Annotated in this window: 24 protein-coding genes; 5 read left to right on the plus strand and 19 right to left on the minus strand. The window is 45.9% G+C overall.

What is annotated here, in order from left to right; genetic code table 11:
- Nucleotides 1-21: 21 nt before the first annotated feature.
- Nucleotides 22-3,423, minus strand: a complete 3,402-nt coding sequence (locus AOQ32_RS02070) for a DNA polymerase III subunit alpha (protein ID WP_059393373.1) — start codon at nt 3,421-3,423, stop codon at nt 22-24.
- Nucleotides 3,424-3,640: 217 nt separating this feature from the next.
- Between AOQ32_RS02070 and AOQ32_RS02075 the strand changes: the two genes are divergently transcribed.
- The gene (locus AOQ32_RS02075; protein ID WP_059393374.1) at nt 3,641-3,838 is read left to right on the plus strand and encodes a YjzD family protein; all 198 of its coding nucleotides are present in this window, start codon (nt 3,641-3,643) and stop codon (nt 3,836-3,838) included.
- A 92-nt stretch (nt 3,839-3,930) separates the two neighbouring features.
- Here the strand turns inward: AOQ32_RS02075 and pepT are convergent, their stop codons facing one another.
- The 11 genes from pepT to AOQ32_RS02130 form a co-directional block, all read right to left on the minus strand.
- Nucleotides 3,931-5,172, minus strand: a complete 1,242-nt coding sequence (gene pepT, locus AOQ32_RS02080; RefSeq protein WP_059393375.1) for a peptidase T — start codon at nt 5,170-5,172, stop codon at nt 3,931-3,933.
- Between the two features lie 26 nt (nt 5,173-5,198).
- A complete protein-coding gene (locus tag AOQ32_RS02085) occupies nt 5,199-5,987 on the minus strand; it encodes a Nif3-like dinuclear metal center hexameric protein (RefSeq protein WP_059393376.1) in 789 nt (262 codons plus the stop codon).
- The gene (locus AOQ32_RS02090) at nt 5,971-6,672 is read right to left on the minus strand and encodes a tRNA (adenine(22)-N(1))-methyltransferase (RefSeq protein WP_059393377.1); all 702 of its coding nucleotides are present in this window, start codon (nt 6,670-6,672) and stop codon (nt 5,971-5,973) included. The genes AOQ32_RS02085 and AOQ32_RS02090 overlap by 17 nt, the downstream gene beginning before the upstream one ends.
- 94 nt (nt 6,673-6,766) lie before the next feature.
- Entirely contained in the window at nt 6,767-7,531 is a 765-nt protein-coding gene (locus tag AOQ32_RS02095; protein ID WP_059393378.1) for a ribonuclease HII, read from the minus strand.
- Nucleotides 7,524-8,372 carry a ribosome biogenesis GTPase YlqF gene (ylqF, locus tag AOQ32_RS02100; RefSeq protein WP_059393379.1) on the minus strand — a complete coding sequence of 283 codons (849 nt, stop codon included), beginning with the start codon at nt 8,370-8,372 and terminating at the stop codon, nt 7,524-7,526. The genes AOQ32_RS02095 and ylqF overlap by 8 nt, the downstream gene beginning before the upstream one ends.
- Before the next feature lie 23 nt (nt 8,373-8,395).
- Nucleotides 8,396-8,623: a YozE family protein gene (locus AOQ32_RS02105; protein ID WP_083994348.1), complete on the minus strand. Its 228-nt coding sequence runs from the start codon at nt 8,621-8,623 to the stop codon at nt 8,396-8,398.
- Nucleotides 8,613-9,185: a DUF2140 family protein gene (locus AOQ32_RS02110; protein WP_059393380.1), complete on the minus strand. Its 573-nt coding sequence runs from the start codon at nt 9,183-9,185 to the stop codon at nt 8,613-8,615. The genes AOQ32_RS02105 and AOQ32_RS02110 overlap by 11 nt, the downstream gene beginning before the upstream one ends.
- An 18-nt stretch (nt 9,186-9,203) precedes the next feature.
- Nucleotides 9,204-10,055: a DegV family protein gene (locus AOQ32_RS02115; protein WP_059393381.1), complete on the minus strand. Its 852-nt coding sequence runs from the start codon at nt 10,053-10,055 to the stop codon at nt 9,204-9,206.
- A gap of 15 nt (nt 10,056-10,070) precedes the next feature.
- Entirely contained in the window at nt 10,071-10,568 is a 498-nt protein-coding gene (locus AOQ32_RS02120; RefSeq protein WP_059393382.1) for a dihydrofolate reductase, read from the minus strand.
- Complete coding sequence (locus AOQ32_RS02125; protein WP_059393383.1) at nt 10,555-11,772, minus strand: CCA tRNA nucleotidyltransferase; 1,218 nt, start codon at nt 11,770-11,772, stop codon at nt 10,555-10,557. The genes AOQ32_RS02120 and AOQ32_RS02125 overlap by 14 nt, the downstream gene beginning before the upstream one ends.
- 90 nt (nt 11,773-11,862) lie before the next feature.
- Entirely contained in the window at nt 11,863-13,128 is a 1,266-nt protein-coding gene (locus AOQ32_RS02130; RefSeq protein WP_242976708.1) for a tetratricopeptide repeat protein, read from the minus strand.
- Nucleotides 13,129-13,324: 196 nt separating this feature from the next.
- Here AOQ32_RS02130 and AOQ32_RS02135 point away from each other — a divergent pair, with 196 nt between their 5' ends.
- On the plus strand, nt 13,325-13,876 hold the full coding sequence (locus AOQ32_RS02135) for an Ada metal-binding domain-containing protein (protein ID WP_059393384.1): 552 nt from the start codon (nt 13,325-13,327) through the stop codon (nt 13,874-13,876).
- Nucleotides 13,877-13,955: 79 nt separating this feature from the next.
- Complete coding sequence (locus AOQ32_RS02140) at nt 13,956-14,741, plus strand: glucose-1-dehydrogenase (RefSeq protein WP_059393385.1); 786 nt, start codon at nt 13,956-13,958, stop codon at nt 14,739-14,741.
- An 89-nt stretch (nt 14,742-14,830) separates the two neighbouring features.
- Here AOQ32_RS02140 and AOQ32_RS02145 read toward each other — a convergent pair whose 3' ends face one another.
- The 4 genes from AOQ32_RS02145 to AOQ32_RS02160 all read right to left on the minus strand — a co-directional run bounded on the left by AOQ32_RS02145 (nt 14,831) and on the right by AOQ32_RS02160 (nt 20,968).
- The gene (locus AOQ32_RS02145; protein WP_059393386.1) at nt 14,831-15,646 is read right to left on the minus strand and encodes a hydroxymethylpyrimidine/phosphomethylpyrimidine kinase; all 816 of its coding nucleotides are present in this window, start codon (nt 15,644-15,646) and stop codon (nt 14,831-14,833) included.
- A 100-nt stretch (nt 15,647-15,746) separates the two neighbouring features.
- Nucleotides 15,747-17,888 (minus strand): type I DNA topoisomerase, encoded by a 2,142-nt coding sequence (gene topA / locus AOQ32_RS02150; RefSeq protein WP_420889745.1) that lies wholly within the window; start codon nt 17,886-17,888, stop codon nt 15,747-15,749.
- A gap of 183 nt (nt 17,889-18,071) precedes the next feature.
- Complete coding sequence (gene dprA / locus AOQ32_RS02155) at nt 18,072-18,950, minus strand: DNA-processing protein DprA (protein WP_059393387.1); 879 nt, start codon at nt 18,948-18,950, stop codon at nt 18,072-18,074.
- Nucleotides 18,951-19,051: 101 nt separating this feature from the next.
- Nucleotides 19,052-20,968: an ABC-F family ATP-binding cassette domain-containing protein gene (locus tag AOQ32_RS02160; RefSeq protein WP_059393388.1), complete on the minus strand. Its 1,917-nt coding sequence runs from the start codon at nt 20,966-20,968 to the stop codon at nt 19,052-19,054.
- An 87-nt stretch (nt 20,969-21,055) separates the two neighbouring features.
- On the opposite strand from AOQ32_RS02160, the gene AOQ32_RS02165 reads away from it, so the two are divergent.
- On the plus strand, nt 21,056-21,934 hold the full coding sequence (locus tag AOQ32_RS02165) for an N-acetylmuramoyl-L-alanine amidase (protein WP_059393389.1): 879 nt from the start codon (nt 21,056-21,058) through the stop codon (nt 21,932-21,934).
- Between the two features lie 393 nt (nt 21,935-22,327).
- Here the strand turns inward: AOQ32_RS02165 and AOQ32_RS02170 are convergent, their stop codons facing one another.
- The 3 genes from AOQ32_RS02170 to xerC all read right to left on the minus strand — a co-directional run bounded on the left by AOQ32_RS02170 (nt 22,328) and on the right by xerC (nt 25,194).
- The gene (locus AOQ32_RS02170) at nt 22,328-23,221 is read right to left on the minus strand and encodes a hypothetical protein (protein ID WP_059393390.1); all 894 of its coding nucleotides are present in this window, start codon (nt 23,219-23,221) and stop codon (nt 22,328-22,330) included.
- A 74-nt stretch (nt 23,222-23,295) separates the two neighbouring features.
- Nucleotides 23,296-24,171 carry an aldose 1-epimerase family protein gene (locus AOQ32_RS02175; protein ID WP_047974458.1) on the minus strand — a complete coding sequence of 292 codons (876 nt, stop codon included), beginning with the start codon at nt 24,169-24,171 and terminating at the stop codon, nt 23,296-23,298.
- 75 nt (nt 24,172-24,246) lie between these two features.
- A complete protein-coding gene (gene xerC, locus AOQ32_RS02180; RefSeq protein WP_059393391.1) occupies nt 24,247-25,194 on the minus strand; it encodes a tyrosine recombinase XerC in 948 nt (315 codons plus the stop codon).
- 139 nt (nt 25,195-25,333) lie between these two features.
- On the opposite strand from xerC, the gene AOQ32_RS02185 reads away from it, so the two are divergent.
- The gene (locus AOQ32_RS02185) at nt 25,334-25,594 is read left to right on the plus strand and encodes a hypothetical protein (protein ID WP_059393392.1); all 261 of its coding nucleotides are present in this window, start codon (nt 25,334-25,336) and stop codon (nt 25,592-25,594) included.
- Nucleotides 25,595-25,610: the final 16 nt, after the last annotated feature.

Raw genomic sequence — 25,610 nt, forward strand, 5'->3', positions numbered from 1 at the left:
AACCAATTCACAAGACACAATTTAGTCTTTTTGTCGGAAAACGACATTTTTACTAGATAAAACCTGTTCTAATGCCCGTTTTAACTGTTCTGGTCCGGCTAAATTGTAAGATTGTGGTAACATTCGCCTGATTTTTGTCTTCGGCCAATACAAAATCACCGGGTATTCACCTGGATTTTGCTGCATCACTCGCCAAAGCTGATTTTTAATCGGCTCCTGATCATGGCCTTCATCTAAACGTAAAAACCAAGTGCCTGACTGAGCAGCCTTTAATGTTGATGCCGCCTCTTGATGAACCGGATGCTTTTTATCCAAATCAGCTTGGAAGCTTTGGCTTTGACTCGCATCCACAGCGTCAACGAAGTTTCCAATAACAGACAGCCCCTGACGGACCTCCGTTTTGCCACCTACCCGCACTAAGCGTCCAACCTTTAAGGTCGATTTTACTTTGTCATAGATTTTGGGGAAGATGGTGACGTCCACACTGCCAGTCATGTCCGTTAAATTAACAAAAGCCATATCGTCACCCCGCTTCGTCTGGATGACTTTGACATTTTTAACGAGGCCTAAAACTTTGACGTTCTGCCCAGCAACTAAATTAACCAGGGCCGTCACAGATCCCCGGTCGTAATCGGCCTGAAAAGCCTCAGTTGGATGACCCGATAAATTAAAGCCAAGGGCCTCTTTTTCCGTTTGCAATCGCTCTACTAACGGTAAATCAGCTAATTTCTTGATTTTCGTCTCTGACAAGACCAAGTCACCGAAGCTAACTGCATTAATTAAATCCGGCAAATTAGCTAAGAGTTCTGCTCGGTTATAGCCAAAATGATCAAGCGCTCCGGCATAAGTGAGCTGATTGAAAAACTTTTCATCTTGGAATTTTTCAGGCAAAGCCTTGACGAGGTCTTGCAGACTGGCAAAGCGCCCAATCTGGTTGCGACTGTCCAGCAAAGCCGTCACAAAGGCCGTCTGTAAGCCATTAATATTGCCCAAGCCCATGACCAAGGCACCATCTTGAATAGACCAATCCCTAGTAGAGGTATTGACATTTGGCGGCAAGACCTTCAAGCCGAGTTTCTTGACCTCGGCCAAGTAGGTTTGCGCCTTTTCGACACCACCTTGATGAGCATTCAAAATCGCTGTATAAAAGGCCAATGGATAATGAGCCTTCATGTAAGCTAACTGGAATGATAACTGGCTATAGGCAACCGCATGCGATTTATTAAAACCGTAATTGGCAAACTGATCGATATAGGCGAACAGTCTTTCCGCTTCGTCAAGCCGGTGGCCTTTTTTTTGCGCTCCCGTTATAAAAGCAGACTTGGCAGAAGCCATCTGATCAAGCTTTTTCTTAGACATCGCCGACCGCAGAAAATCAGCCTGCGCCAACGAAAAGCCAGCATAAACCGCCGCCACCTGCATCACTTGCTCCTGGTAAACCAGGATGCCATAGGTCGGTGACAGGATTTGGTCAACGACAGGGTCAATAGTCGGCACAGGTTCTTGTTTCAAACGCCGCTTAATAAAGGGGTCGATATGTTGACTAGGCCCTGGTCGGTAAAGAGCCGTAGCCGCCACAATCAAATGAAAGTCGTCCACTTCAAGTCGCTTTAGGACATTCTTCATACCAGCCGATTCAAACTGGAAAATACCCGTTGTATTCCCGTTGGCAAACAGTTGCAACGTTTCTTTATCCTGAAAGTCAATTTTTTTAATATCAAAATCAGCCGGCAACTCGTCTTTGGCCAAGGCGATTGTTTGCGCCAAGATTTTCAAGTTTGTCAGGCCCAAAATATCAATCTTTAATAGGCCAAGTTCTTCAACCGGCCCCTTTTCAACCTGGGTCAGCAAGTAGCCATCGTTACCAACTTGAACTGGTAACGTATCGACTAACGGTTGGTCTGAAAGAACCACACCGGCAGCATGGGTTGAATAATTGCGGGGTAAGTTTTCAATGGCCAAAGCCGTTTTTATCAACAATTGGCCAAAGTCCAAGTCATAAATCGCTTGCTTAAGCTTTTGGTCAGGCGCCTCCCAGGCTTCTTTCAGCGGTACCTTACGGCCGTTCTTACCGGCTGGCACCCCTTCTGAAAGTCGTTTTTGCGCCTTGGAATCGAGGCCGAAGACACGGGCGGTATCACGCAAGGCCTGTTTAGCAGCCAGAGTACCAAAGGTAATAATCTGCGCAAAGGATTCCTGACCGTACTTATCATGGAGGTAGGCCAGAATTTCATCACGACGATCATCCGGCCAATCGATATCAATATCGGGCATCGATGCTCGCTCAGGATTTAAGAACCGCTCGAATAGCAATCCTTCGGCTAGAGGATCAACGTTTGTAATCCCTAATGTATAGGCCACCAACGAACCCGCAGCCGAACCACGGCCGGACCCCGTTTGGACATGATGGTCTCTGGCGTACTTAACAATGTCCCAAACGATCAAGAAATAATCAGCAAAACCCAGCCGCGCGATAACATCCAACTCATGGTTCAGCCGGTCCTGATAATTTTGAAAGTGGTCCTCATGACCCGTTAACCGCCTCTTCAAGCCTGCATTAGCCAACTGGGTCAGGTAAGTTTTGGAATCCAAACCAGAATCTTGCTGAAAAACAGGCAAGGCCGGCGACTTAAACGCCAAATCAACGTTAGCCTCTTCAATCAGGGCCTCGTTATTCTGGTAAGCGCCACGCAAGGCCGCGCTTTTTTGATACGATTCAGCAATTTCCGCCAGTGACCGTAAGTAGTAAGCCCCTTTTTCGCGCGCTAAAAGCTCTAAATCTTCTAGTTGGGTCCCCTGATCGATTGCCCGCAAAACCTGGGCAAAGAAAGCATCATCCTCGTTTAAGTAGTCGACCTGGTCCCAAGCCATTAAACGGATTTGATGGGCTGTGGCATAAGCAACCAAGAGATCTTGATGATGACTTGACATTAAGGGATTAATGCCCAAGTAAAAATCAGCACCATCAACCTTGTCGGCTAATTGGTCCAAATAATTTTTAGCCCCTGAATCTTCAGCAACAATCAGCTGCCCCAATTCTGATTTTGGTGACAAAGTCAAAGAAAGCCCATCAAGGTGACCAGCCAAATCAGTAAATTGAAGCGCCTGGTCAGGGTCCGCCATCTTTTTGGAAGACAAATAAACCAAGTTTTGATAGCCAACCTGATTTTTAGCGGTCAATAAAACCGGAAAAGCCGTCGCCACGTTCACCAGGCCATTCACTTGCAAAACAAGCGAAAAGACCGGTTTGATGCCAGCCTTTTTTGCTGCCTTGTAAAAGGCAACCACGCTGTAAAGCACGTTTTCTTCCGCCAAAGAGACCGCTTGATAACCCCGGCCTTTGGCGACTTGAATGATTTCTTCTACTGAGTTAGGACCTTGCAAAAGCGAATAAGCGCTTTTTTGTTGTAATGGTGCGTACATAAAGTCCTCCTCAACAGTGTCAATAGTCTAAAAACATTATACCGAAAATTTGTTTGCCTAGCTGAAAAATTCCAAGGATAGCCCCCTTCCCCTTTTGACTACTTTGCTTTTTTAACCAACACTTATCCGAAATTGTCGCCCTTAAATTAGACAAATTCTCTTGCGAATTTATAAGAGGGGCGTATCATAGTGGGTAAATAATAAAGGAAGTGGAAACATGCGCTATATTACTGCCGCCTTCTGGTGTGCACTGTTTGGTGAAGTTCTTGGTTACTTGGTCGGACAAATGACCGGCGTAACTTTCAACCCAGGTTTGACAGCTCTCGTAACGATTATCGTTGGTGAAGCTGCCCTCATCTTGGTCCCTGCCTTGTCAGATTCTGCAGAAGCAGAAAAGGCAGACAGCCAAGCCTAAAACACCAACAGCTTGCTTTAAAAAAGACTAGGAAAATTCCTAGTCTTTTTTGTTGCCATTAATTTTGATATTAGCAGGCTAAATTAAGTATCTTACTTTGACCCTGCTGCCTTTGTCAGGATACCCAACAAAACGTCAGTTGCCTGTTCCATCACCTGCTTGGACACGAATTCGTAGCGACCGTGCATGTTTTCACCACCGGCAAAAAGATTTGGCGTTGGCAAACCTAAGAAGGTAATCTTTGATCCATCCGTTCCGCCTCGAGCTGGTTGTGTATCCGGCTCGATACCCAAATCCGTCATAGCTTCATTGGCATATTGAACAACTTCTTGGTGATCCTTCAAAACATCACCCATGTTGTAATATTGGTCTTTCAGGGTCAAGGCCACACGGTCTTTTTGCAAGTCTTGATTGAGTTGGTCGACGATTTGGACCATCGTTTTCTTACGATTTTCAAACTTTTCCCGATCGTGATCACGGATAATGTAAGTTAACGTAGCTTCTTCTGGCGTTCCTGCCATATCAATCAAATGATAGAAACCTTCACGCCCCTCTGTCTTTTCAGGCCGGTCATGCTCAGGCAATGCGTTATGAAAATCAATCCCAACTTGGATGGCATTAACCATCGCACCCTTGGCGGTACCAGGGTGAACGTTTTGGCCGGTAATCACAATCTCAGCCTGGGCAGCGTTGAAGGTTTCCCACTCCAGTTCGCCCAATGGGCCACCATCAACCGTGTAGGCAAAATCAGCATCAAAGGCAGCGACATCAAAATGATTAGCGCCGATACCGATTTCCTCATCCGGACCAAAGGCAAAGCGAACGGGACCGTGCTTTACTTCTGGGTGGGCCAACAAATATTCGGCCAAGGCGATGATTTCAGCCACGCCTGATTTGTCATCAGAACCAAGCAAGGTGGTTCCATCCGTTGTAATTAAATCATGGCCTTGATAGTTCTTAAGATGTGGGAAAACTGCTGGGTCCAACTTATAGCCAGACGTTCCCAATTCCAAAACAGAGTGCCCGTCGTAGTTATCAACCTCTTGTGGGTTCACATGCTCGCTTTCAAAATCAGCCGTATCGACGTGAGAAATAAAGCCAATTTTGGTTCCCTGACGATCTGGCAAATTTGAAGGCAATTCAGCAAAGAGATAACCATCCTTCATCGTGCGGACGTTTTCCAAGCCGATTTCCTTTAACTCAACGGCCAAATCCTTTAAAAACTGAACTTCTTTTGATGATGATGGAATCGTCTGACTCTCTTCATCAGACCGAGTATCAACTTTGACATAACGTAAGAAACGAGACACTAACTGTGGGTACTTCTCAGACATGCAAAACCTCCTGCTTGCAAACAGACCTAAAAATAGGTGTAGGGATCAGTATTCTTCTGGCTAGCCGTCACCGGCAGTTGCCCAGCAAACCATTCTTGAACTTTTTTGGCCATTGGTTCTTTAGCCAAGGCTTCCATATGGTGGTCCGGGTCTAACACGGCAAAACCAGCAGCCAGTATATCATGACCAACATGGTAGTACAAATCAGCGGTCAAGTAAAGGTCAGCGCCAGCTTCTTGCGCCTTTTTCCAAAACTTACCACCATCGCCACCTAGAACTGCCACCCGTTTGACGACTTTATTCGCATCGTTAGCAATCAAGCGCACAGCATCTACCTGACAAACGGCTTTGACCTGTTTAGCAAAATCAGCCATGGTCATAGCAATCTTTAACTCACCAATCCGCCCCATCCCGGGTTGGTCCCCTTCACCCGGTAGTAGCGGTATCTGATTTTCAATACCAAATGCCTGGCACAACCAATCATTCAGACCGCCAGCAGCGGCATCCAAGTTGGTATGAGAGGCATAAATCACAATATTATTTTTAATCGCAAGTGCGTACATCGCATTTTGCGGGTCCGACAAGTCAAGGTTCTTCGCAGGCCGAAACATGGCTTCATGATGAGCCCAGATAAAATCAGCCCCTAAATCGATAGCCTCTTGGACGACTTCTGGTCGCACATCCAACGTGGTCAGAACACGATGGATTTCTTGCTCTGGTTGGCCAATTTGTAATCCGGTTGGGTCGCCCGGTTCGGCTAGCGACTTTGGGGCAAAGGCCTCAATTTTTTCAATCAATTCACTTGCTTTGACCATCAAAAACCTCCTGGTTAATAAAGTTCAGCTTTTCTTGTAAGTTCACGTACTTTTTGCTGCCCTTTTGTTGGGCACTTTCCAATCGTGATAAGACTTCAGCTGCTCGATTACGTTCCTGTTCCCACTTGGCCAAGAAAACTGGGTCTTTTGCCTGAAGGAGCTTTGGACCAAAGGTCCACTCAGCCCTGGTCAGCTCCTGTTGACCAGGAACGGCCACGATAATTTCATAGCGATGGTGCCCTTCTTGCACAATTTTTTCTTGATCAATTCGGTACCCATTTTTACTTAGCCAAAGTCGAACCGCCGCTTGATCGGTGTTTGGCTGCAAAATTAACTGGTTAAACGGCCCTTTATTTTGACCAGCAGCCAAAATTTTTTCAATCAACAAACCGCCCATTCCGGCAATCACGACCGTTTCGATTTGGTCATCCGGTTCAATCGCTGCTAAACCGTCCGCTAACCGACAAGTCACCCGGTCAGACAAACCATAAGTCGCCACCGTATGAATAGCGTTCTCGAGTGGCCCTTGGGCAACCTCGCCCACCAAGGCAAACTCGCTCTTTTTTTCCAATAGCAGAGCCGCTGCTAAATAAGCATGGTCTGACCCAATATCAGCCACGCGCGCCTGATCATTCACCAAATCTTTTACTGCGGCTAACCGCGGGCTCAGTTTAATTGCTGTCATAAGCAATTCCTTTCTCAATTAAACAATTATTTCTTGTGTCAGCACAAGCTAACTAGCAAAAAGGAGCAACAAAGTTTTTGCGCTCCATAAAAAATCATGATAAAAGCTTTTTCACCGGTTCAAAAGTCAGCCTGTGGATCGGCGTTGGACCTAATTCCGCTAGACCCGAAAGGTGCTTAGCCGTCCCATAACCAGCATTATGAGCAAAGTCATAACCCGGATATTCTCGGTCATAGTCAGCCATCATTTGGTCACGGGTAACCTTAGCCAAAATACTGGCAGCACCAATCGAGTTTGAACGAGCATCCCCCTTAATCAGCGACTGCTGCGGCAAAGCCGTGTCAATCGTCATCGCATCCACCAGTAAATAGTCGGCTTCTGGCTGTAATTGTTCGACTGCCTGCTTCATCGCTAACCGACTGGCTTGATAGATGTTAACCTCGTCAATCACTTGCGCACTAACCACGCCAATGCCATAAGCAATAGCCTCGTCCTTAATCGCCTGAACATATTCCAATCGGTGTTTTTCACTCACCTGTTTTGAATCAATCACACCGTACTGGTCAAAGTCCTTCGGTAAGATAACTGCCGCAGCCACAACCGGGCCCGCTAATGGTCCCCGGCCGACCTCATCAACACCGGCAATATTTTGGTAACCAGCTGCCCAAAGTGGCTCTTCTAAGGCAAAGCGCGACAAAAAAGCCGCCTTTTGCTCGGCTAATTTTTCCTGCCGTCGATCAAAAGCTAAAATGGCTGCCTGAACACCTTTTCGGTCATCCAACCGCCAAGTTGCCAAGCGTGAATCATCTGATGCAGCTTCTTTTAAAGCCGCTTTAATGCTCGCAATCGTTTCACTCATGAATTAAATCTAGGGTATACGTACCCAACTTTCCTTGACGTAGATCATTTAAAACACGGACCGCCGCCTTATCGTAATCGTCCTTGAAGCCCAACTTGGCCGTAATAGCTAAGAGAATATCGACATCAGACATTGTTGTAAAGGCATCATCAGCCAAGTGATAGCGGTCAATGATGGCTTGTGGCCGATAGTCCCGGAAGAAAGCAATCAAAGACAGCACAGCGTCATCTTTGGCGAAAAGCGTATCCTTCACCGCTCCACTCAAGGCCAAGCGGAGACCGATTTGTTGGTCTTCAAACTTAGGCCACAAGACCCCTGGGGAATCCAAAATTTCCAAACCTGCTGGCGTCTTGAGCCAAGCAATCTTCTTCGTGACGCCCGGCTTATTAGCCGTTGGTGCCACATTCTTTTGAACCAGGTGGTTGAGCAAAGTTGACTTACCAACGTTTGGAATCCCTGCGAGCATTGCTCGAATGGGACGGTTCTCAATTCCACGCTTTTCCTGAGCCTTGATTTTATCAGCCAAAACAGCCTTAGCCGCCTTCGTCATCGTTTGGGGGGTCTTCGGACTCCGTGTATCCAAGACGACAACACTCAGGCCTTCTTTTTCAAAGTGTTCCTTCCAAGCCTTGGTCTGTTTTGGATCGGCTAAATCAGCCTTGGTTAAAACTAACAGTCTTGGCTTATCACCAATCAATTTATCCACTTCTGGATTACGTGATGACGCCGGTAAGCGGGCATCGACCAGTTCAAAAACGATGTCTACCAAGTTTAAGTTTTCGCGCATCAAGCGAAAGGCCTTGGCCATGTGGCCAGGGTACCATTGTATTAATTGTCCCATGGACTTTCCTTCCTATCTTTCTCTTAGCGCGAAGCTTGGTATTCGGACCAAGCCTCATCAAAAATCGTCATCGACATTAAATAGCTCGCTGAACCTTCCAAGTAATTTGAAAGCTCGTCAAAGTCCGTCGACTGTTTTGGAAAACTTTGGTCTAAAAAGGCGTTGTTAGCAAATTGTTGAATCTCGGTTGCTGCAACCGGATTGCGGTTGGTCATTAACCAACCATAAAAAGTTCGTGACTTACTGGGCACTAGTATCTACCTCTGCAAATTTAAAAATTCCATTCTGGACATCAATCTGCTTAGCTTGATAAGCTGTTTGACCGTCCTGAGTTAATTGTGACAAATCCAAAGTAATTTGACCCTGACTTGGTTGAATGGCCACGCCAGCTGGTGCCACATTTTGCTTCAGTAGGTAACCAAGAGCTGCCTTCGCTGGGACATCCAGTGAATTAACCTTCGCCTTGTTAACAGTCAAGACTACGTTTCCATCACTGGTAACCTTTGGTGTCATCGTCAGTTGCCCCTTTAAACTCGAACTCGTACTGCTCGCAACAATGTTTTGACCATCCAGGTTCACCTGGTAATGACTATTTTGCAGTTCAGACTGAATCATATCGTTGACTTTGTCTTTAGTGAATGATTTCGTTGCTAATACTTTCTTTGAACCAGTCGATTGGTCACTGTCTGATTTTTTAGTGCTAACCGTTGGACCCGTTTGGTTGGCCAGGTTGCTGTAAGCAACGCCTGCCCCTGCTCCCAAAACAACCACAATCCCGGCAATTGTTAAAATAACTATCTTACCCTTTTTCACTTAGTATCAACTCTTTCTTTATTCTGCTTCATAGAGAATGGCCAAAGCGCCCATCCCCGTATGGGTCGAGATAATTGGTGTTGCCACTGACAAAAGAATGTCAATGTCTGGCCAAATGGCATTTAAGCGTTGGACCATTTCTTCGGCCTCATCCTTGATGCCGGTATAAGTTACCCCAATCGCCTTCATCTGCTTATAGCCCTTCATTTGCTCGATCACGTTCTCGTTGAAGGCTTTAATAGTCTTTAATCCGCGGCCCTTCACCACGACATCCACTTTGCCTTCCTCATCAACCTTAGCACCGACCTTAATATTCAAGAGATTACCAATCAAGCCCTGTGTCTTTGATAAGCGACCACCAGCAACCATATTGTCAAGTGAGCGGAATGACAAGAAAATGTATGTTTGGTCTCGCGCAGTTTCCGCCACCTTCAAAACCTCCTCCAGGCTCTGACCAGCTTGTGCTGCTTTGGCTGCTGCCAAGACAACAAACGCTTCCGAGCGATCAGCACTCAACGTATCAAAAGCATGGACATCAGCTTTTGTTAAGGCGTTTGCCTGAGCGGCCGCATTTACCGTACCGGATAAGCCAGATGACAGGTGCAAAGATAAGACGACTGCATCGGGATCTTCTTGATAGCATTGATCGTAAACTTCTTTAAAGGCCCCAATTGAAGGCTGTGAAGTCTGTGGCAATTGGTCGCTTTCTTGCATCTTTTCCAAGAATTCTTCAGCTGAAATGGTCACCCCATCTTGATAAATTGTGCCATCAATCTGAACAGTCAATGGGACAACTTTAATTTGGTACTGGTCAATTTCTGCTTGGGTTAACTTAGCGGCTGAATCCGTTACAATCTGTACTTTAGCCATGGAATCGTCTCCTACTTACTTCCGTTTATATGTTAAAAAGGTTAATTGATAGTCGCCATCAACGGCCTCTTGTTGCGCTGTTAACGTGAACTGAGTCAAATCAACTGGGTCGACAAAGGTATCGCCATCAAAGTCACCGGCAACCTTTGTGACAATTAAGTCCGTCGCCATTGGCATTAATGCTGTAAAGACTTGGGCACCACCGGCAACCGTCACGACGTGTCCCTGGCTGATTTCATCATCAATCAAGGCTTGTAAATCTGCTAGAGAATGAACCACAGCAACCTCTTCAAAGCCGGGATCAAAATCAACTTGCCGAGTTAAAACAACCGTTTTCCGTTTTGGTAATGGACGACCAATGGCTGCCCATGTCGCACGGCCCATTACCATGGTAGAACCGACTGTTTCCTTTTTAAAATGTTTTAAGTCCGATGGAATCGACCATGGTAAATCGCCATCTTTACCAATTGCATGGCGATCATCTTCCGCCCAAACCATTTTAACTGTTGCCATGTGTCTGCTCCTCTACAAGGGTGGTCAAGGCCTCTTTGGTATTGTCTACCTGACCTAAGACGACTGCCTGTTCCATCTTCTTTAATGCCACACCCAAATCAGGCCCCGGCTGCGCCAAGCCGGCTGCAATCAAGTCCCCACCGCTTAAGGCAAGGTCCTTCATTGAATAAATTGGCAGGCTATCATATGTCTTTTGAATGCGCTCCGTCACACTTTGGTCAACTCCCATGATTGTCAGCGTTTCCAGCAACGTTTTCACGTGGGCATTGTGCTCATAAATGGCCCACCGGTCAATTTGGTTGACATTGGCTAACAGTGGTCCAACCGCCAGCACGGCCTGCATCACTTCTTTTGATAACTTCCATTGCCGCAGTTGTGCTTGCAGAGTGGGACCATCAAATCCTTGCTGACCTAAGTACAAAGCCCAGACAACTTGTTCACTTTGCGGTTGTTTTCTTTCCAGCTGATTCGCAACCCTTAAAACATCGGCTTCCGTCATCAAGCCGGTTTCCCCTGGTAAGTAAGGTAAGAGTCCAGCTTCAACTAAGATTTTCAAAGCTGACCCAGCGGCCAACCCTTGCAACATTTTCTCAAATTCAACTCGAATGCGCTCAACGGCGATTTTAGCTAAATTCGGTCCTAATTCCACCAAGGCAGCTAAAGTTTGATCTTCAATTTGAAAATCCAATTGCGCAGCAAAACGCAGGGCACGCATCATTCGCAAAGCGTCCTCTGTAAAACGTTCTTTTGCTAAACCGACCGCCCTGATTTGTCGGTTGGCCAAATCAGTCAGACCGTCAAAATAATCAATCACTTGACCGTCTTCATCAAGGGCAAACGCATTAATGGTAAAGTCTCGGCGCTTCAAGTCCTCACTCAATGACCGCACAAACGTAACTTGATCAGGTCGACGAAAATCTGTATAAGTGGATTCCGTCCGGAAGGTCGTAATTTCATACCCTTCACCGTGATCTAAGACCATAACGGTACCGTGTTGAATACCGGTATCGACCGTCTTTTTAAAAATCTTTTTAATTTCTTCTGGGTAGGCAGAAGAAGCAATATCCACGTCGTGAATTGGTTTTTCTAAAATAATGTCGCGAACACAACCGCCAACAAAATAAGCCTGAAAGCCGGCTTGATTAATCTGCTTTAGAATCGGCTTGGCAGCCGTCAATTCACTTGGTAACAGTTCAAGCTTCATCGCCACCTCCTTCTAATCATTTACTATTCATCTAATCTTAGCAAGATTTTACCCTGAATGCACGAAACAAAGGGATTTCCATTCATTTTTTTAATCAAGCGATAAGTCAGCTAAGCGGTCGGCTAATTCAAAGTTGTCTGGATCGAGATCAACAGCCTTTTCTAAGGCAGTCAGTTCCTCTTTTCGTCGACCAACTTCGTGATACCAATCAGCGAGGTCGTGCCAAAAATCAGGATCCGCCGGGTAATCAACCTGCGCGGCCTGCCATTGTTCCTCTGCCTTGTCTTCTTCTTCCTTGGCATGGTAAGCCCGCGCCAAGTCCCAGCTAAAGCGTGGGTCAACTAAGTCTAATTCTTGGGCTGCACCAACGGTTTCGATGACGGCATCGTAGTCGTGACGAGCCAAATAGAGGTCAGCTAAAGCACTATAAGTTGCTAAGTCTTGGTCATCTAGGGCAAGCGCCTGATTGAAATCTTCTTTCGCCTGGTCGTACTGACCCAATCTAAAGGCTAAGAGCCCGGCTTGGCGATACAAAACCGGGTTAGTTTGATCATACGACAGCCCCAAACGATAAGTCTTTTCCGCTTGGTCAAGGTCATTAATCCGTTCATAGAGTTGTCCAAGAAGTGGGTAAACAGAAGTGTACTGTGGGTCTGCCGCCAAAATATCTTCAAAGAGTGGTAAGGCATCCTCGTCAGCCTTCTTCTCGACATACAAGAAAGCCAGTTGGAACTTGGTGTCAATCGTCAAGTCAATCGGCTTAATCTGTTCGAGGTAGGCAATGGCGTTATCTACGTTTCCAATCGCTGCATAGGCCGTTCCAATTCGAGCAGCCATATCAACCTTAGCAATCCGTCGTTGACCGGCTAACAAGAGTTGGCGATAACCGCGAATGGCCTGATGATACTGACCGGTTGTAAAGTAAAACTCAGCCAAGGCAAAGGTTACCACCGGCTCATCAGGTGCCAGCTGTGACGCCTTTGCTAAGGCATGTCCTGCCGACTCACTTAAACCTTCTGATTGGTACAAGTCCGCTTTAACCAGCAAGGCTTGCAAATAGGCCGGCGAATCCTCTGAAATTTGGGCCAAGTAGTCCTGCGCCAAATCCAAGTCGTTTTCTTCAATCGCTAATTCCGCCAAAGCCGTCTTCAAGTCACCCTCATCAGGGTATTTGGCTAGAAGGTGTAAATAAGCTTTCTTGGACTCTTCGACAAAACCAATGGCATAGAGATCTTCAGCCAGTGAATAAACCAAATCATCTTCATCTTCGGCTAGTGATTTTTGAAAGGCTTTCTGTGCTTGGTCCATTTGTCCCAAGCGAATAGCAGCCATCATTTCTTCTGCATAATTAGTCAATTTTTTAATCGCCTTTCCAAACGCTTTTTGCGTGAATGCTCTCTTCTATTTTACTAAATCAGCCTTTGAAACACAAAAAGCCTTCTTTGTAAAATAATAGTAATACTCAAATAGACCAATTTGTGTTATTATTGTCTGGAACTTTTTCATAAGCAATTTATGGGAACTAGATAAATTCTAAAAGGAGGTCTTCAGGATGTACTCATTAACAAAAAAACGTTGGCAAGCAATTCACAATCGAGATGCAGACTATAACGGTAGCTTTATCTACGGTGTCACAACCGATAAGCGGGTTTGTTGTCCCTCATGCGTCCATGGTAGTGACACCCACCCTGAAGATATTCAAATTTTCAAAACAAATGACGAGGCATTGTTCGAGGGTTTCCGTCCCTGCTCTGATTGTCAGCCATTTGGCGAACTATCCGATAAGGCTGATTTAGTCTTCCGAGTGAAAGAATACCTGTCAGCCAACTATAAGAATCGAATTACACTCGAGTCCTTGAGCGAAGACTTTTCTGTCTCATCCGGTATCCTACACCGGGCCTTTATGACCGTAGCCGAAGAAAGCCCACAAAGCTATCTTCTACGAGTGCGGATGTTCCATGCCAAGAAGCTACTCAAAGATGGCAAAGACTCTGTCGCCCTCGTTGGCCTCAAGGTTGGCATCCCCAACCTCTCATACTTCAACACCGTCTTCAAGCAAGAAGCCGGTGTGACGGCCGTTCAATACCGCAAGCAAAACAAATAAACTTGCCAATCCAAGTTCATTAAGATACAGTAGACAGCGAAACCAACTTTCGCTGTTTTTTTGTACAAGGAGGAACTAGATGTTTAACGATTTGAACAAAAAGGTTGCCGTGATTACCGGTGGCTCAAAGGGTATTGGTAATGCGATTGCATTGCGCTTTGCTCAAGAAAAGATGAACGTTGTCATTAACTACCATTCCGACGAAGCCGGGGCGCAAGCGGCCGTCGACAAGATTCGAGAAAATGGTGGCGATGCTGTTGCCGTCAAGGCTGACGTTTCAACTGAAACCGGCGTCAAGGCCCTTTTACAGGCTGCGATTGATAACTTTGGCGGTTTGGATGTTTGGGTCAACAATGCTGGAATGGAAATTCAAACACCAACCCACAAAATCACACTTGAGGAATGGAATAAAGTCATTGGCATTAATATGACCGGTGTGTTCCTTGGGGCAAAAGAAGCCCTCAACTACTGGTTGGACAATGACCGGACTGGTAACATCATCAATATGTCTTCCGTCCACCAACAAATTCCTTGGCCAACCTTTGCTTCCTATGCAACTGCTAAGGGTGGTGTCAAGCTCTTTACCGAAACGATTGCCATGGAATATGCGCCAAAGGGTATTCGCGTTAACAATATCGCTCCCGGTGCCATTAACACACCAATTAATGCGGAAAAGTTTGCTGACAAGGCCCAATATGAAGAAACGCAATCGATGATTCCAATGCAAAAGATTGGTGATCCTGAAGACGTGGCCGATGCTGCCGTTTGGCTAGCATCCGATCAAGCCAAGTACGTGACTGGTACGACCCTCTTTGTTGATGGGGGGATGACCCTTTATGCTGCCTTCCAAGATGGTAAGGGCTAATTTTTTAAACACATACTAAAAGGAGTTCTCCTAAGTAGGAGAACTCCTTTTTTCTATCACAAAATCAGTAAAGGGTTAACTAGCCCGCTTTATTTCGACCACTTGGCACCAATCTGCAAGACGTTGCCATCCGTTCGACTGTCATTCAGACGATACCCCTGCTGAATGCTTTGATGAACAAAAAACTGACTTTGCTCAACCGCTTGTTGCAAGTTCTCGCCCAAAGCTAATTTGGCCGTAATTGCTGCCGCTAAGGTACAACCGGCGCCATCAACAAAGGCATCCTCGCCTAAGGCTGCTTGTGCCAAATAACTAATTTGGCCTGACACTGCCAGCACATCCAGAGCTTTTTCATCCACAAATCCCTGGCCGCCCTTTAGGAATACGGCAGTTTGACCACGCTGACTGATTTCTTGTGCTAATTTTGCCAAATCACTCGACGTTTTCGCCAAGGCGCTAGCCCGCTCTGCCAAAGCCAACCCCTCATTTAAATTCGGTGTCGTGACCGTTGCCAGTGGCAACAGGCGGTCCAAGTACCCTTGGACCAGCGCTTTATTCTCGGTCAGGTGGCCTTCCTTCAAGGCCAATACAGGGTCAACCACGATTGGACCGGCATAGTCTTGTAAAAAGGCAACCACCCGGTCCAATTGCTTGACCGACGTTAACATCCCCACCTTAATGGCAGCAAAGTCTTCGACCTGGGATAAAGAATTCAATTGCTGGTCAAAGACCTCATCTGGCACAGGAAAAACCGCCACATTACTAGGCTGAATACTGACAATACTCGTAATCGCCGAAAAGCCAGCCAAACCAGCCTCGGCAAAGGTGGCCAAATCAGCCTGGAGTCCTCCACCGGCTAGCGAGTCCGATCCCGCAATGGTTAAAACTTTCTTACTTGTAGCCATACAGCCACCTTTCTTACTCATTTCTCAAAAAAAGCCGTCCTTAGTGATATGAACCCAAAAATTAGGACATATCATTAGTGGCGGCTTTTCAAAAATTCTTTTACTTCGCTTCACTCGTTTTTTTCTTCGCGGGTGCTTTTTTCTTCGTCTTAGTTGCGACTGCACCATTAGCTTCCTGGTCTTCACCAGTTGCGCTAGCAGCCTGTTCGTCTACTTGAGTTGGATCCTTTGGCTTATCCCATGAGACAAAGTCACAGTCAGGATAGCGAGAGCAGCCATAAAACTTCCGACCACGCTTGGTTTTGCGTTCCACAACCTGTCCCTTACCACACTTTGGACAAGTGATGCCGATTTCTTGCACAATCGCCTTTGTATTCCGACAGTCAGGGAAGCGAGAACAAGCATAGAACTTACCATAGCGGCCCATCTTAATCACCATTGGTGCGCCACAGACTTCACAGTCCATGCCAGCTAATTCATCGTGCATCGTAATTTTTTCCAAGGTCTCCTCAGCGGACTGAACTTCCTTAGAGAATGGCTTGTAAAATTCATCGACGACCGGGACCCACTTCTTATCACCGACTTCAATCTCATCTAGTGAATGCTCAACCTGGGCCGTAAACTTGGTATCGGTAATATCTGGGAACTTATCCTCAACAATTGTCTGGACAATTTCACCTAATTCAGTGGGCACAAATTTCCGTGCATCCACCCGAACATAGTTCCGCCGCTGAATGGTATCCAATGTTGGTGCATAAGTTGAAGGACGACCAACACCGTTTTCTTCCAAAGCCTTAATCAAAGACGCTTCAGTATAGCGGGCTGGTGGCATCGTGAAGTGCTGTTCGGGGTTTGTCTTCGCCAAGTCGACTTCATCCCCCTTTGCCAAGTCAGGCAAAAGGTTATCTTTTTCTTTAGCAGCCGGATAAGCCTTGGTAAATCCAGCAAACTTCGTCTTTGATCCATTGGCATGGAATAAAACGCCATTTTGCTCAACCGTCACGGCTAAGGTATCCAAAATTTCTGGCGTCATCAAAGATGCGACAAAGCGCGACCAAATCAGGGAATACAGCTTGAATTGATCAGGAGTTAGCTTATCCTTAATCGACGCTGGTGTCTTCGTGACATCCGTTGGACGGATTGCTTCGTGGGCATCTTGGGCCCCTTCTTGCGGCGTCCCGGCAACGGGCTTATGGCTTGAATATTCCTCGCCCCACTCGTCATGAATATACTGAGCAGCAGCATTCTTCGCCACGGCTGAAAGTCGGGTCGAATCCGTACGCATATAGGTAATTAACCCAACTTGACCGAGGCCACGCCCTAAGTTAATTCCTTCGTAAAGCTGCTGAGCCGTCATCATCGTCTTCCGTGTTCGGAACTTCAACTGGGTGTTGGCCGCTTGTTGCATGGTTGACGTTGTAAATGGTGGCTGCGGTTGCCGCTTTCTTTCCTTGGCCTTGACTTCTGATACCTGGAAGGGCTTTTTCAAGTCCAAATCAGCCATGACCGCTTGAACGGCGGCGTTATCAGGTAACGGTTGCTTTTTACCAGCAAAACCATAGAAGTTCGCCTTAAACTTCGACTTGCCCTTCTTGAATTCGGAATCCAGTGTCCAGTATTCCTCTGGTTGGAAAGCTTGAATTTGGCGTTCTCTGGCAATAATCAAGCCGAGGGCAACTGATTGTACTCGGCCGGCTGACAAGCCACGCTTAACCGTCTTCCACAACACTGGTGAAATTGAGTAACCCACTAACCGGTCGATAATCCGCCGAGCCTGCTGAGCATCAACTAAGTCTTGGTTAATGGTCCGTGGTTCCTTGAAGGCATTTTTAATCGTATCCTTCGTGATTTCGTTAAAGACCACTCGGTTCTTTTGTTCTGGATCAAGGTCCAAAATATGCTGTAAATGCCAGGCAATCGCCTCTCCTTCGCGATCCGGATCGGATGCGAGATAGACTTGCTTGGCAGCCTTAGCAGCTTTTTTCAGGTCCTTAATCACCGGACCCTTACCGCGAATATTAATGTACTTTGGTTCGTAATCCTGGTCAACATCAACACCCAACGTTGACTTAGGGAGGTCGCGGACATGGCCAATCGAGGCAACAACTTGATAAGTCGAGCCAAGATATTTTTCAATTGTCTTGGCCTTTGACGGACTCTCGACAATCACTAATTTTTTACTTGTTTTCTTCTTACTCTTTTTCTTTGGAGCAGTTGTTTTCTTGGTCTTTGCTTCTACCAACGTGTGATTCCCCATTTTTCTAAAGCTACTTGATTGGCGACAAAGGTGATTGTTTTGAATCAATAATCACGTTTATCAACCAAAAGCAAGCTTTCCTTTTGGTTTAACTCTCCCATCATACCAGTCAAAGCTACGCTTTGGCAAGACGGGTGGAATCATTTTCCTACTATATAAGGCAAATTTTTAAGTCAAACATGAAACCGCTTTAATGATATCACTGCTCGTTAAGACTGGCAACGCACCTGCCTGAATTAATTCATTTGGGCCGACCGACAGGGGCGCATTAATCGGACCAGGAACCGCTAAAACCTGTCGATTTTCTTGTAACGCTAAATTAGCAGTAATCAGCGACCCGGAATGGTGCTTGGTCTCAATCACTAACGTGGCACTCGAAAGGCCCGCAATAATTCGATTGCGGTCTGGAAAGTGGCTTCTCAATGGCAAGGACCCTACTGGGTATTCCGACAACAATAACCCCTGCTGACCAACCTGGTCTTGCAGTAAACGGTGATTTGCTGGATATGCCCGGTCCAACCCTGTGCCAATGACCGCCACCGGAACACCACCATAATGAAAAGTCATCTGATGAGCCATCACATCAATCCCCTTCGCCAACCCCGAAACAACACTAATCCCTGTCTTGACCACATCCGGCAACAATTGCCGTAGGGCCGCTAGCCCATAAGGACTGGCAGCCCTCGCCCCAACTACTGCCAGTGACGGCAGAGTCAGCGCCCGAAAATCCCCCTGGTAAAAGAGGACTAATGGCGGCTGATAAATCTCTTTCAATCTCTTCGGATAGTCAGCATCAAAGTAGGTCAACCAGTCTCCTTGGTATGCTAAAGCTTTGTCCAATGACCATTCATAGCTCGCCTGAATCTGCCGATATGGTTGTGATCCAGGTTCCAATCCTAGAACAAGGGCCAACGTTAAAAAGGGCCAGGGATAGGGCCCCTGCTCTGGGTTGCCCTGCTGATTCAAAGCGGCAATGACCTTTGCTTCTTTAGCCTTACCTAATCCAGGCGTCAGGTGAAGAGCTAGCAAAAATTGATTCAAATTCATCGGTTTCTCCTTTTTTCAGCATCATTAGACGGAAACAAGGAGGACAATGGTCATTCAAAGCCCCAAAATAATCTTAGCCACCTCAATAAAAAAACAGGGTTTTAGCCCTGTCCTTCAACAATTTCACTTAATTCGGCCCAGCGTTCCATTTTCGCATCAAGGGCATCAGAGACCTCTTGCAATTGGCTTTGAATTTCAGCGACCTTTTGGTAATCGGCACCATTGGCGGCCATTTGGTCATTAAAATCCTCTACTTGCGCTTCCAAATCAGCAATCTCATCCTCAATCGTTTCCCATTCACGCTTTTCCATGTAGGTTAACTTACGCTCTTTAGGCTTTTGTGCTGGTACTGATGGCTTTTCAGTTGCTGATTTTTCTTTTTTATCCAGACGACCTGTCCCAGCACTCTTTTCACCGGGTAAGACAACCTCATCCAAGTAAATTGAAAACTCGCCATTATATCGGTCAACTTGACCATTACCAGACAAGTAGTAACCATAGTCGGCCACCTTGTCCAAAAAGTAACGATCGTGGGAAACCGTCACGACAGTTCCTGCAAAGCGGGCCAGGAAATTTTCCAAAACAGTTAAGGTGCCGATATCCAAATCGTTAGTTGGCTCATCCAGTAACAAAACGTTTGGTTCCTGCAAAAGAATCTTTAGTAGGTACAACCGGCGCTTTTCACCACCAGATAACTTACGCACCAAAGTTCCATGCATAAAGCTTGGGAAGAGAAACTGCTCTAGCAGGTCCTTGGCGGAAATAACGTTTCCATCGCGGTCCTTCACACTCGAAGCAACATCCGTTAGGTATTCGATCATCCGCTTATCGGCCGGGATTTCCTCCGTTACCTGCGTGTAATAGCCGATTCGCACCGTTTCCCCGATTTCTAATACCCCATCAGTCAATGGCAACCGACCGGCCAAAACATTCAAAAGAGAAGATTTTCCAACCCCATTCGGTCCGGTAATACCAATTCGGTCGCGCTGACCAAAACGCAATGACAGGTCCTTAAAAATCACCTGATTGCCAAAAGCCAAAGAGGCATGATCTAAGGCAATTACTTTCTTACCCAGACGCTGCTGGCCCAATGACACCTCAACGTCTTGGTCCGTACGCACATTCCCTAGCGAGTCCTCTAACTCCGCGAAGGCCTTTTCTCGGCCCTTTTGCTTCGTTGTCCGGGCTCGGGCTGATTTTTTCATCCAAACCAGTTCTTTTTCATAAAGCTTTTCGCGCTTATGTTCAGCAGCCGCCTCGTTTTCCTGGCGAATAGCCTTGCCCTCGACGTAATCTTGGTAGTTTCCTTGGTATTCATAGAGTTTCCCAAAGGAAAGCTCAAAAATTCGATTCGTTACTCGATCCAAGAAATAACGGTCGTGCGTAACCGTCAATAAGGCACCCTTATACTTGGCCAAATACTGCTCTAACCAGGCAATGGAATCAAAATCCAAGTGGTTGGTCGGCTCATCTAAAATCAGGAGATCCGGCTCTTGAATCAAAACCTGCGCTAAACCAACACGCTTTTTTTGACCACCCGACAGGCTAGCCACTTCTTGATTTAAATTCGTTAAATGTAACTGCGTTAAAATAGTCTTAATCTGGGCCTCGATGGTCCAGGCATCATCCCGATCCATGGCAGCCTGGGCCTTTTCAAAGCGGCTGGCTGCCTTTGGATTTTCAGGATCTTGCGCCAGAAAATCTAAGGACTCCTGGTAAGCCCGAATTGTTTGAAAAACAGGCTGGTCCCCAGCATAAATCGCATCTAGGACCTGCATGTGTCCAGCCAAATCAGGATCTTGTTCCAAGTATCCAACGCGATAATCATTTTGGGTCGAAATTGTTCCATGATCAGCCGGTTGTTTACCGGAAAGGGCATTTAACAGGGTCGTTTTCCCAGAACCATTGACCCCTACTAGACCAACACGATCACCCTGGGTAATCAAAAAGGAAAGGTCATCAAAGAGGACCTTTTCGCCGTATACAGACGTTAAGTTTTCTACTCTAAATTGTTTCATGTCTTCTATTATACTCGAATCAAGAACCCTTTTTCTGGAATATTCGTGATAAAATAAACAGAAGTATATGAAGAATAGGCCGGATTGATGTTTCATTTAATAAATTGGATTAAACAAAATAAAATCGGAGCCATCATCGTTGGCGTCTTCACCTTCGCGACCATGATTCTCATCATCTCGCTGGCGCAACAAAACCAACTGACGACTCGTCCAGACCAAGTTCCCTTACGAACGGGTCCGGGACTGAACTACAAACAAATCACCAAGTTGAAGGCCGGCACCAAACTGACTGTCGTTGCTAAAAACAATGGTTGGTGGCAGGTTAAGCGTGATAATAATCAAAAAGTGGGTTGGGTTGCTTCTTGGGTTGCTAATAACACTAAATTGAAAACTGCTACCCAGTTGTCTGAAGCAACCATCGTCTTAGACCCCGGTCACGGTGGTTCCGATACCGGTGCGATTTCAACGGATGGCAAGCATTATGAAAAGACCTACACCCTGAAAACAGCGTTGGCGACCGAAAAAGTTCTGACCGATGCCGGTGCGCGGGTCATCATGGTCCGCACCAAGGATGTCGTTGTTCCCTTACTTTACATCCCCCGCAAGGCCGAAAAGTATAACGCCGATGCCCAGATTTCCTTCCACTTCGACTCCTCAGAGTCGAACAACAGTGCTTCTGGCGTTTCCCAGTATTATTATAATGACAATTCACAATCACTCGCCCAAGCTTTAAACGGCTCACTGAATAACCTCCCACTTGAAAATCGCGGTTACGAAACGATGCCTTACCTCGTGATTAAAGACGTCACCAGACCCGCCGTCTTACTCGAGAATGGTTTCATTAATTCAGACCATGACTTCTCTTACATTCGTCAAAGTTCCTATCAGCAAAAGATTGCTCGCGATGTCAAATCAGGTTTGGTTGCCTATCTAAACAACCTATACCCAAACAATAATGGACAATAAAGCAAAGACTCCGCTCTCCCTATCAACCGATAAGGAAAACGGAGTCTTTTTTCTGCCGATAATACTGTCGAACGGCTAGTCAGTAAAGCTAAGTTTTGAGCATAAAAAAAACAGCACTCCGAAGAGTGCCGGGTAGGTAGATAGATAAACTACCTCAGTTGGTTAACAATAGTATAACATCACTAACTTTGTTAGGCAAGCTCCTATCTCTTAAACGAGTTTTTCTAATCCATGCAGATTTATTTTATATCATAGGCAATCGAGCACTTCTGCATTCAACGTTTGCTGTTCAATGCATTCTGATTCCCAAAATTATCGACAAGTAGCATCGCACAATTCGCACAAATTGTTGAAAAAATCTAAACAAACATCAGTTCATAGATACAGTAACAATTACGCCCAACCTAATTCACTAATCGTACTTTTAATCAACGGTGTCTGCCAATTTTCCCCTAAGGCTAAGGTGACGAGGGCAGATTGAAAAACAAGCCAAGATTCAATTTGATCCTTCGAAAGGATACCGGTAACCGTTAACACAAGAGCAGTTTCGCCGGCTCGATCAGCCAAACCGGCTAAAATTAATTCAAAATCAGCTAAGTCAATTTCAGCTAGTCGATCAGCTGCAACCTGCAAATTCACCACATCCGGATTCTTGGTCAACAAAGCAGAGAAAGCCGCTCGAATTGTTTCTGGCGTCAAATCATCAATTATTCCCGTTCGAATAACCGGAACAGCCACTTTCTCGGCGACGGCTATGACCTTTTCCTGCAAATTTTCATCCAGTTCCTCTGGCAAGTAGACTCCGGCAAAACGGTCTGCTCCGGCTTGCAATGCCGTGGCTAAGAAATAAGCCTGGTCAGCCGGCGCTAGTTCTCCCTGACCACCGGCCTCTTTCGTCGTATAAGCCAGCAAAACCAAGTGATCTCCTGCTGTTTGAAGAGCGTTGTCCACTAATTCCTTGACAATTTGCTGGTGCATAGCCGGCCAATTAGATAGAAATTCTTGGTGAGCCTGGTCCAATTCTGCCTTCATTACGGCTTTTTTCATCGCGGAAGCGTCTCTTTCTTCAACCGCCTGCGCACCACCGGCCTTAACCTGGTCCCAAATGACTTCTTTGGAAAACTCATCCACAATGGCATCAGCTTGCCAGATAACAGCATCTGGATTCTTCTGGTCTAACGCCTGCTTGAAGGGGGTAAATTTATCGGCCGGCCCCAATGCCATCGGAACGGCTAAGGCTGACTGGGCAATTGGCTTTTTCTGTTCAAATAATTCTGTAATTTTCATAGTCTAATAATCCGAAAGCCAGCTGGATGAGCAGCTGGCTTTTTTCTTTCATTGATTGATTTAAAATATTTTGCTTAAAAGAAATTCATCGAGTAGGAACCGTTAAAGGTATCACCCGCTGCAAGGACGTTCACACCAAACTTTTCCTTAAAGTTACCGGTGGCATCAACCGTATCGGCAATCCCCCACCAAGGTTCAACGGCAATAAACGGCGCATCCTTCCCGGCTGGTGTCCAAACACCAACAAACTGGGCATTATCAATCGTCATTTCCATGCCATGCTGGTTCGCTAGCCGAGCCAACAAGAAGGTTGTCTTCTGGCGATCGAGCTTCAAAATAATGGCATCATCATGATAGTCTTCTTGACGCAGACGCAATGGAATATTGGAAGAGAATGGCGTTGGCACATTTGGATTCGAATAAGGTCCAACCAAGCGAATTCGATCGTAAACCTTTTCGGGGGTCACAGACAAATAGTAATCCGAAAATTTACCACCATCAAGTGGGAGGTTAAAGGCCGGATGCCCTCCAACGGAGAAGAACAGTGAATCATGACTCGCTGGATTTTTAACCTCGTACTCAACTTTCAATGATGAACCATTCAGGGTAAAGATAACATCAAAAATAAAGGCGAACGGATAAATTCGCCGTGTCGATTCGGAATCCTCCAACCGCAAACGAACAGCGTCATCCTGCTCACTGACAATCAAAAAATCCATATTTCGAGCAAAACCATGCTGGTTCATATAATAAGTTTGACCAGCCAGTTCATACTGATCACCTTGAAGGCGACCAACAATAGGAAAAAGGTTAGGCGCATGCCGACCCCAATACATGGGATCCCCATACCAGATATACTCTAGTTCGGCTTCCTTATTCCACGCTGAAATCAGCTCCGCACCATGCTCGCTGATTTGTACCTTTAATTTGTCATTCTCCAGAATTATCATAACTTTATTTTACTATCTATTCTTAAGAATGACAATTTAATTGGCCCGCACTTTAAAAAAACTGTTGGATAAAAATCATCCCCCTCTTTTTGTGTGTCCTTCACCCGCTTTTTTGGCCCGTGGAAAGAAATTTTGATACGAATCCTGGAGCATCGCTTTCGAAACATGAGTATAGATTTGAGTCGTTGAAAGATTTGCGTGTCCCAATAGTTCCTGAACAGTCCGCATATCTGCTCCTCGGTTTAACAAAGCAGTCGCAAAGCTATGCCGTAGCATGTGCGGATGAATCTTACCCGTTAGGGTCGTTTTTTGCATCAACTGGTTGAGAATATAAGTCACACCGGCAGTAGTGATTGGGCCACCATTGGCATTTAAGAAGACGACATCTTTTTGATCTAAACGGTGACTTTTAGCCATTAACATCGGCCGGCAATTGTCTAAATAGTCTTCCAAGGCTTTCTTGGCATATGAACCAAAAGGCACAAAACGGTCCTTATTCCCTTTTCCGTGAATCAGCACCAGACGCTGATTTAAATCAATTTGGTCCAATGTCAGTCCCGCAAATTCAGAAACTCGGGTTCCTGTGGCGAATAAGAATTCCAACAAAGAGGCATCTCGGCGCCAGAGGGGATGGTCATTTTGGTCATAGGCAACCTGAAAGAGTTCCAGCATCTCATTATCATAAAAAAATTCCGGTAAATGTGCCTGGTGCTTCCGCAGCGCCACCCCATCAAAGGGATTATCAACGGCTAAATTCTCACTCACCAAATAAGCATAGAAATTTTTCAGACTCGAAACCTTACGGGCAATCGTTGTTCGCGCGAGCATTTGATCATAAAGACTGGCTAAGTAAACTCGAACATCTAAGCTTTTAATGCTGGTAAAGCCAGTGAAGCCCCCATTATCGGTCAAATAGTTCACAAATTCGTCAATATCGGTTCGATACGCTTTCACAGTTTGAAGCGAATAACCACGTTCTGCCCGCAAGTATTGTTGGTATTGTTGTACAGCATTGATTTCCATATTTCCATTATACAAAGACAAATATTAAGAAGAACTTAAGATAGTTAGGATTCCACTAACCTTGACCTATGTGACAGTAATTAGACGAATGGCATTGTATAGTAATACTAATTACAGAAACGATACGGAGGATTTCGTCATGAATCTACCAGTTAATTCGACCAGAAGTTATTTACGCCACATTTTTGGGTTGAAGCGGGTCAAGGTCAATGCCTTCTTCTTGAGCATCCGTGATAACATTTTAAATCACCGTGACCAACGAGAAGCATGGAAAAACGGGACGGCCTTCACACCGACCCATCATGAGGCCAAAGATTTACTCAATAAGCGGGTTGTTGCTGAAAACGACCGCTACTCTTATGGTCGACGCGCTCACCGTCAACACAATGATTTTAACTAATACGCATGAAAGGCCC

The organism is Fructobacillus tropaeoli, from assembly GCF_001047135.2.
GTDB classification, from domain to species: Bacteria; Bacillota; Bacilli; order Lactobacillales; family Lactobacillaceae; genus Fructobacillus; species Fructobacillus tropaeoli.